The sequence below is a fragment of the Nonomuraea cypriaca genome (assembly GCF_015645445.1).
Lineage (GTDB): Bacteria > Actinomycetota > Actinomycetes > Streptosporangiales > Streptosporangiaceae > Nonomuraea > Nonomuraea cypriaca.
In genome coordinates, this window is the sequence record NZ_JADOGI010000344.1 from 1 (window position 1) to 8,437 (window position 8,437).

Annotated in this window: 6 protein-coding genes; 4 read left to right on the forward strand and 2 right to left on the reverse strand. The window is 70.1% G+C overall.

Annotated elements, in window-relative coordinates:
* The coding region (locus ITP53_RS51710) for an ATP-dependent helicase (protein WP_236052129.1) at positions 1–4,381 on the reverse strand (4,381 nt) is incomplete at its 3' end.
* A gap of 116 nt (positions 4,382–4,497) precedes the next feature.
* Here ITP53_RS51710 and ITP53_RS51715 point away from each other — a divergent pair.
* Both ITP53_RS51715 and ITP53_RS51720 read left to right on the forward strand, forming a co-directional pair.
* Positions 4,498–4,986, forward strand: a complete 489-nt coding sequence (locus ITP53_RS51715) for a VOC family protein (RefSeq protein ID WP_195902849.1) — start codon at positions 4,498–4,500, stop codon at positions 4,984–4,986.
* 239 nt (positions 4,987–5,225) lie between these two features.
* Positions 5,226–5,420 carry a DUF3046 domain-containing protein gene (locus ITP53_RS51720; protein WP_195902850.1) on the forward strand — a complete coding sequence of 65 codons (195 nt, stop codon included), beginning with the start codon at positions 5,226–5,228 and terminating at the stop codon, positions 5,418–5,420.
* A gap of 36 nt (positions 5,421–5,456) precedes the next feature.
* Here ITP53_RS51720 and ITP53_RS51725 read toward each other — a convergent pair whose 3' ends face one another.
* Positions 5,457–5,732, reverse strand: coding sequence for a hypothetical protein (locus ITP53_RS51725; RefSeq protein WP_195902851.1), 276 nt, complete (start codon positions 5,730–5,732; stop codon positions 5,457–5,459).
* A gap of 327 nt (positions 5,733–6,059) precedes the next feature.
* Here ITP53_RS51725 and recA point away from each other — a divergent pair, with 327 nt between their 5' ends.
* Positions 6,060–8,246 carry an intein-containing recombinase RecA gene (recA, locus tag ITP53_RS61565; RefSeq protein WP_195902852.1) on the forward strand — a complete coding sequence of 729 codons (2,187 nt, stop codon included), beginning with the start codon at positions 6,060–6,062 and terminating at the stop codon, positions 8,244–8,246.
* A gap of 11 nt (positions 8,247–8,257) precedes the next feature.
* A partial coding sequence (locus tag ITP53_RS56680) for a hypothetical protein (protein ID WP_207757625.1) occupies positions 8,258–8,437 on the forward strand: 180 nt, incomplete at its 3' end.

Here is an 8,437-nt window from a genome sequence, read left to right on the forward strand (position 1 = left end):
CCCCGAACCCCGCGCCACTCGGCCCGACGCTCCCGGGCCCGCGACCGGACTCACCCCGCAGGTCACCCTCGGGGCCGTGACCGAACTCCGCATCACCCGGCAGGTCAGCCTGGGGGCCGTGACCGAACTCCGCATCACCCGGCAGGTCAGCCTGGGGGCCGTGACCGAACCCCGCGTCCTTCGGCAAGCCGTCCCCAAGGTCCGGTCCGGTACCCGTGTCGGGTGGTTGGCCGAAGGGGGCGAGGTCAGGGGCGCCGGGGTCGGCCAGGCCTTCGGGACGGGTGGTCGGCGCGATGCTCGGGGCCATGGCGCGCATCCGGTCCACCGCTCCCGGCAGCGCGAACTGCGCGCCCCCGAGGCCCTCGACGAAGTAGCCCCGGCGGCACCGGCCGCTCTCCTCGTACGCCCGCAAAACCTGATATATGGGCGTAAATCCCCCAGGAAGCCGTTCCGACGTCACCGCGCCCCGCGTCACCACCCCGTGCCGTTCCAGCAACACCTCGGCCTGGGCCTGAGCCCGCTGGGTCGCCTCGGCGGCCGGCGGGGGCAGCAGCCACCACCGCCCCGCCACGGTCGGCGGCCCGCTCCTGCTCGGCAACACCGCCCGCCGTCGCCGCGTCGTGGGCGGCCGATGCGCAGGACGCCCGGTGCCGAGCGTGGCCCGCAGCGGCGCCAGCGTGTCCCCGGACACCCGCCCCGACCACACCAGGTCCCACAGCGCCGACACCAGGGTCGCGTCGTCGAGCGAACCGAGCTGGTCGGAGAGCCCGCGGAAGAACAGCGCGCCACCGCCGCCCAGCAACTCCAGCACCCGCTCGTGCACGGGGGTCATGGTGATCTCGGCGGGCTCGGGCAGCAGCAACGGCGCGGTGTCGGCGAAGTAGAGCGACACCCACCCGTCGCCGCCGGGCAGCGAGCCCTGCCCGGCCCACATCACCTCACCCGACGAGGTCAGCTCGTCGAGCAGCGCCGGATGGTAGCCGGGCACCCGGGAGGGCAGCACCAGCGTCTCCAGCGCCGACGCGGGCACGGCGGCCCCCTGGAGCTGCTCGATGGAACGAACCAGCGAGTCCATGGCCCGCGCCGCCGAGCCGACCGGCCCGCCGCCACCGCCGGACACGGTGATGCCGTGCCAGGCGGGCAGGAACAGCGCCAGCGTCTCTGGGGCGACCGGCTCGACCTCCTTGCGCAGCCGGGCCAGCGACCTGCGGCGCAACATCCGCAGCACCCCGGCGTCGCACCACTCCTCGCCTCGCCCACCCGGCCGGAACTCACCGCTGACCACCCGCCCGGACGCGGCCAGCCGCCGCAACGCGTCGGTCACCACGGCCACGCCGAGCCCGAACCTGGCGGCGGCGGTGCCCGCGTGGAACGGCCCCCGAATGCGGGCATGCCGCGCCACCAGGTCGGCCAGCGGATCGGCCACCGGCTCCAGGAACACGTGCGGCAACCCCACGGGCAGCGGCGTGCCGAGCGCGTCGCGTACGCGCGCCGCGTCCTCGATCGCCACCCACTGCTCCTCGCCCGCGATCCGCACCCGGATCGCCCGGCGCGCCCGCTCCAGCTCCGCCAGCCAGCCAGGATCGCCGCCGCGCACACTCACGTCGGGCGCGAGCAGCGGGCCGTGCGAACGCAGCAGGTCGGCGAGGTCCTCCAGGTCGCGCAGCGGCCGGTCCAGCCTGGCCAGCTCCTGCTCGCTGTCGGAGATCACGTCGGGATCGAGCAGCTCGCGCAGGTCCGCCTGGCCCAGCAGCTCGGCCAGCAGCGAGGTGTCCAGGGCCAGGGCCTGCGCCCGCCGCTCGGCCAGCGGCGCGTCGCCTTCGTACATGAACGCGCCGACGTAGTGGAACAGCAGCGCGGCCGCGAACGGCGACGCCTGCGACGTCTCCACCTCCACCAGCCGCACCCGGCGCGCGGCCAGGTCACGCATGAGGCTGACGAGCCCAGGCACGTCGAAGACGTCCTGCAGGCACTCGCGCATCGTCTCCAGCACGATCGGGAACGAGGCGTACTGCGAGGCCACCCCCAGCAGGCTCGCGGCCCGCTGCCGCTGCTGCCACAGCGGGCTGCGGCGGCCCGGCGTGCGGCGCGGCAGCAGCAGCGCCCGGCCCGCGCACTCCCTGAATCTGGAGGCGAACATGGCCGACCCGCCCAGCTCCTCGGTGACGATCTGCTCGATCTCCTCCGGGTCGAACGCGGCCACGTCGGTCGGCGGCTCGGCCAGCGTGTCGGGGATGCGCAGCACGATGCCGTCGTCGGAGTGGACGGCTTGCACGTCGACGCCGTAGCGCTCGCGCAGCCGCCGGTTGATCGCCAGCGCCCACGGGGCGTGCACCCGCGCGCCGTACGGTGAGTGGATGACCACGCGCCAGTCACCGAGCTCGTCGTGGAAACGCTCGACGAGAAGCGTGCGGTCGTCGGGAACGTAGCCGGTGGCGGCCCGCTGCTCGTCGAGGTAGGCCAGCAGGTTGCCCGCGGCGTATTCGTCCAGCCCGGCCGCCCGCATCCGCTCGGTCGAGCCCTGCTTGGCCTGCTCACGCAGGAACCGCCCGATCGCCTTGCCCAGCTCGGCCGGCCGCCCCGGGGCGTCGCCGTGCCAGAACGGCAGCTTGCCCGGCTGGCCGGGCGCGGGCGAGACCAGCACCCGGTCGGCCGTGATGTCCTCGATCCGCCACGACGTCGCCCCCAGCACGAACACGTCGCCGACACGCGACTCGTAGACCATCTCCTCGTCCAGCTCGCCCACCCTGGACGCCCGCTCGCCCACCAGGAACACGCCGAACAGGCCACGATCGGGGATGGTGCCGCCGTTGGTCACCGCGAGTCGCTGCGCGCCAGGACGCCCGTGCAGCGTGCCCGTGACGCGGTCCCACACGACGCGCGGCCGCAGCTCGGCGAACTCCTCGCTCGGGTAGCGCCCGGCCAGCATGTCGAGCGTGGCCTCCAGCGCGCTACGCGGCAGCGTGGCGTAGGGGGCCGCCCGCCTGACCACGGACTCCAGCTCGTCGACCGTCCACTCGTCCACCGAGGTCATGGCGACGATCTGCTGGGCCAGCACGTCGAGCGGATTACGCGGATAGCGCAGCTCCTCGATCTGGCCGCTCTTCATCCGCTCCGCCACCACGGCCGTCTGCACCAGGTCGCCCCGGTATTTGGGGAAGATGACGCCCTTGGACACCGCGCCGACCTGGTGACCGGCCCGGCCGATGCGCTGCAGCCCGCTGGCCACGCTCGGCGGCGCCTCCACGCACGCGACCAGGTCCACCGCGCCCATGTCGATGCCCAGCTCCAGGCTGGAGGTGGCGACCACGGCAGGCAGCCGGCCCGACTTCAGCGCCTCCTCGATCTGCGCCCGCTCCTCCTTGGAGACCGAGCCGTGGTGCGCGCGCACGACCTCCACGGGGGCGCCCTTGCCGGTCCCCGCCTGCGCCATCATCTCGGCCGGCGTCCGCCGGGGCGGCCCCGTCTCCCAGATCGACAGGTCGACGGTCTCCGTGCCGCCCGCACGCTCGTAGGCGAGCTCGTTGAGCCGCGTGCACAGCCGCTCGGCCAGCCGGCGCGAGTTGGCGAACACGATGGTCGAGCTGTGCGCCCCGATGAGGTCGAACAGCCGGTCCTCGACATGTGGCCAGATCGACCGGTTCGCCGGCTCCTCGCCGTCGGGCGGCCCGCCCTCCATCTCCGTCATGTCCTCGACGGGAACGACGACCTCGACCTCGATCCGCTTCTCCGACGGCGGCTGCACCACCGTGGCCGGCCGCGCGCCGCCCAGGAACGTCGCCACCTCGCTAACCGGCCGCACCGTCGCCGACAGCCCCACCCGCTGCGCCGGCTTGTCGAGCAGCGCGTCCAGCCGCTCCAGGCTGAGCGCCAGATGGGCGCCGCGCTTGGTGGCCGCCACCGCGTGCACCTCGTCCACGATCACCGTCTCGACGTCGCGCAACGCCTCCCGCGCCTGGCTGGTGAGCAGCAGGAACAGCGACTCAGGCGTCGTGATCAGGATGTCGGCCGGCCTGGCCGCGAACCGGCGGCGGTCAGCGGCGGGCGTGTCGCCCGAGCGGATCGCCACCGAGATCTCCGGCACCGCGAGCCCGAGCCGCCGCGCCGTCTGCCTGAGCCCGGCCAGCGGCGCGCGCAGGTTGCGCTCCACGTCAACGGCCAGCGCCTTGAGCGGCGACACGTAGAGGACCCGCGTCCCCTTGGGCGGCCCGGCCGGCTCGGCGGCCAGCCGGTCGAGCGACCACAGGAACGCCGCCAGCGTCTTGCCCGACCCCGTAGGGGCGACGACCAGGGTGTTGTCACCGCGCGCGATCGACTCCCAGGCGCCCTCCTGGGCGGCCGTGGGCGCCTGGAAGGCGCCTTCGAACCATTGCCTGGTCATCTGGCTGAAGTGGTCTAGCGAGCTCACCCGCACATACTGCCTCGCGCCACCGACAGAAAACGCATTCGCGCCGCGGCGCGTGATTGAGCCGGGGCCCGCGCGGACATACAGCGACCGTGACCATTGATTACGCGGCCGTCGAAGTCCGCCGTGCGGAGCTCAGGCAGCGCTATGTCTTACCGCACCGACCGTCGAGCAGCGCCCGCGGCCTGCATCACATGGCCCTGATCTCGTCCGATGTGGAGCGGACCATCAAGTTCTACCAGGAACTCCTGGAGTTCCCGCTCACGGAGATCATCGAAAACCGCGACTACAAGGGTTCGAGCCACTTCTTCTTCGACATCGGCAACGGAAACCTGCTCGCGTTCTTCGACTTCCCCGGGCTCGACCTGGGGCCGTACCAGGAAGTGCTGGGCGGGCTGCACCATGTCGCGATCTCCGTCGACCCGGCCACCTGGGAGCGGCTGCGCGGAAAGCTGGAGATGGCCGGCGTGCCGCACCAGATAGAAAGCGGCGCCTCCATCTACTTCAAGGACCCCGACGGCGCCCGGCTGGAGCTGCTCGCCGACCATCTCGGTGAGATGTACGGCTCCCGCGTGCTGTGACCTAACGCCGCGACGCCCGTCGCGTACGCGGCCTGCCCGCACGTGGTTCCCGCCTGATGCCCGCGTGCCGCTCCGATCGCTCGGCCTTCTCCTTCTGTACGGCGACTCGTAACGCGAGCTGCAGCCGGCGGCGTCTGGCTCTGTTGGCCTTGGTCTGGGCCGTCTTCGGGGGCGAAGACTTGGGGGTCTTTGGCATGAGGATGTCTTACCCACACCCCGGGTGATTCGATACTTGGTGCATGCGGCTAACGGAGTTCTGGAGACGGATGAACACTCATTTCGGCGAGACCTACGCCGAATCGTGGGCCCGCGACTACGTCCTGGCCCCGCTCGGCGGGCGCACGGTCATGCAGGCGCTGGCCGACGGCGAGAGCGCCAAGACCGTCTGGCGCGCCGTCTGCCAGGTGGAGGACGTCTCACCCCGGCTGCGCTGATCATGCCGTCCGCGCCGATCGCCCCGGTTGTGCCGATCAGCCAGGCTGTGCCGGGTCCAGGCTCTGGCGTAGCGCGCCGGCCGTGCGTTCCAGGTCGTCCGCACCGCCCTGGCCCCCGGACGACCACAGGAACAACCATCCGCGGTTCGACGGGGTGGCGAAGACGATCGTCTGGCGGCCCGTACTCGGGTGCCACACCCACAACACCGGGTCGTCGCCGCCCACCATGCGGCTGACCAGGCCCTGGGTGGGCAGCAACTCGGCCAGCGCGGTCAGCAGCGCGCGCCGTTCCCCGGTGTAGCCGCTCGCCACGTCGCCGCCTCCAACCGTCGCCCCTCGCAGTGAGTCTCCCCAGCTCACCCCGCCTGACAACATGGCAGTGCGGCGAACATCACCCGCCGCCGCGCGCCGTGAGCAGGGGGAGATTCCTGTCCTTTCCGGTCGACCCGGTTGTATCCGCCACGGAACAACAAGGGGCGATTGACGGCCACCCGCGTGTTCCTTCTGTGATCGAACAGCCGTTCGGCTACGATGGCACCACGCCCCGCCACGACTTCCCCGACTGTCACAGAAAATGTCGGTGGCAGGCCGTAGCTTTTCACTCGACTGATCGGACCACGACCCTCCAGGGGAGTTCCCATGGCTATCAACGACCGCGAGAAGGCCCTTGAGACCGCCCTCGCCCAGATCGAGCGGCAGTTCGGCAAGGGCTCAGTCATGCGCCTGGGCGATGACGCCCGAGCCCCCATCGAAGTGATCCCCACGGGGTCGATCTCCCTCGACGTCGGCCTCGGCATCGGTGGTCTGCCCCGTGGCCGCATCGTCGAGATCTACGGCCCGGAATCCTCAGGTAAGACCACTCTCGCCCTCCACGCGGTGGCCAACGCCCAGCGGGCCGGAGGCATCGCGGCGTTCATCGACGCCGAGCACGCCCTGGACCCCGAATACGCCAAGAAGCTGGGCGTGGACACCGACGCCCTGCTGGTCTCCCAGCCCGACACGGGCGAGCAGGCGCTCGAGATCGCCGACATGCTGATCAGGTCGGGCGCCGTCGACATCATCGTCATCGACTCGGTGGCCGCGCTGGTGCCCAAGGCCGAGATCGAGGGCGAGATGGGCGACAGCCACGTCGGCCTCCAGGCCCGCCTCATGTCCCAGGCCCTGCGCAAGATCGCCGGCGCCCTCAGCAGCACCAGCACCACCGCCATCTTCATCAACCAGCTCCGCGAGAAGATAGGCGTGATGTTCGGCTGCATGTCGTACGGCACGCGCGTCACACTCGCTGATGGCACGCAGGAGAAGATCGGCAAGATCGTCAACCAGAAAATGGATGTCGAGGTGCTCTCCTACGACCCGGAGACCAACAAGCTCGTCCCCCGCCGCATCACGAACTGGTTCGACAACGGCAATGCAGAGCGATTCCTGCAGTTCACCGTGGCCAAGTCGGGTGCAAATGGCAAGGCGCAGTTCGCTGCGACGGAAAATCACCAGATCCGCACTCCAGGCGGCTGGCTTGACGCCGGTGAGCTGATCGTGGGTGACCGCGTCATGCTTACTGAGACTCACCGCCTGAGCGATCAGCAGTGGCAGGTCATCCTGGGATCGCTGATGGGTGACGGTAACTTGTCGCCCAACCGCCGTGGCCGCACCGGCGTCCGCTTCCGCATGGGACATGGTGTCAAGCAGGAGGACTATCTGTCCTGGAAGTGCTCGATGCTCGGCAACATCGCCCACAGCCGAACCACAAACACCAAGGGGGCGGTCTTCGCCGACTTCACCCCTCTTCCTGAGCTGGATGAGCTGCGCCAGGTGGTTTACCTCGGTGACGGTAAGAAGCACATCACCTGGGATTACCTCAAGGCGCTGACGCCGCTGGCTCTGGCGGTGTGGTACATGGACGACGGTTCGTTCGCTCTCCGTTCGAAGGGCCTGCAGCAGCGCACCGAAGGAGGATCCGGGCGTGTCGAGATCTGCGTTGAGGCGATGAGCCAAGGCTCTCAAGAGCGTTTGCGCGACTACCTGCGCGACACCCACGGCTTCAATGTGAAGCTCCAGCATCGCGGTGCCAGGTGCGTGGCAGTGATGCAGTTCGACACGGAGTCGTCAGCGAAGTTCCAGAAGCTGGTTGCGCCTCACATCCATCCTTCGATGGCTTACAAGCTCCTGCCTCGTTTCTGCGGCCAGTTCGCGGTCGAGCCGGAGTTCGTCGACCCCGAGCCTCGGCTTGTGCCATCCAGGATCCTTGACATCCACATCAAGCCGAAGACTCGCTCGATGAAGAAGTTCGACCTCGAAATCGAGGGAACCCATAACTACTTGGTCGACGGCGTCATGGTTCACAACAGCCCCGAAACGACGACCGGTGGCAAGGCGCTCAAGTTCTACGCTTCGGTCAGGCTGGACATTCGCCGCATCGAGACGCTCAAGGATGGCACGGAGGCGGTCGGCAACCGGACCAGGGTGAAGGTCGTCAAGAACAAGATGGCGCCGCCCTTCCGCGTCGCTGACTTCGACATCCTCTACGGCGTGGGCATCTCCCGTGAGGGCGGCCTCATCGACATGGGCGTGGAGCACGGCTTCGTCCGCAAGTCCGGCGCCTGGTACACGTACGAGGGCGAACAGCTCGGTCAGGGCAAGGAAAACGCGCGTAACTTCCTGCGCAACCACCCCGACATGGCCAACGAGATCGAGAAGAAGATCAAGGACAAGCTGGGCGTGGGCCCCCGCCTCGACGTCCCAGCCGAAGCCCCCGCCGCCGTGCCGGCACCGGCCGCCGCTCCCTCCGGCCGCGGCTCGAAGTCCACTCCGAAGCCGGGTGACGTCTGATCGAGCGCCCCATGAGTGACACGGACCGGCCACAGGCGCCCCACTTCCAACCCAGGGGCGCCTGGCCAGACCAACCGGACACCACCCGGTCGCGAGGGCGGCGCGACCTGGCCCGTTCGTCCGCGGACGGCTGGCCGTCGGTCGAGGAGTGGCGCGAACAACGCCTCCGCCTCCGCGACTCACCCCCTCCA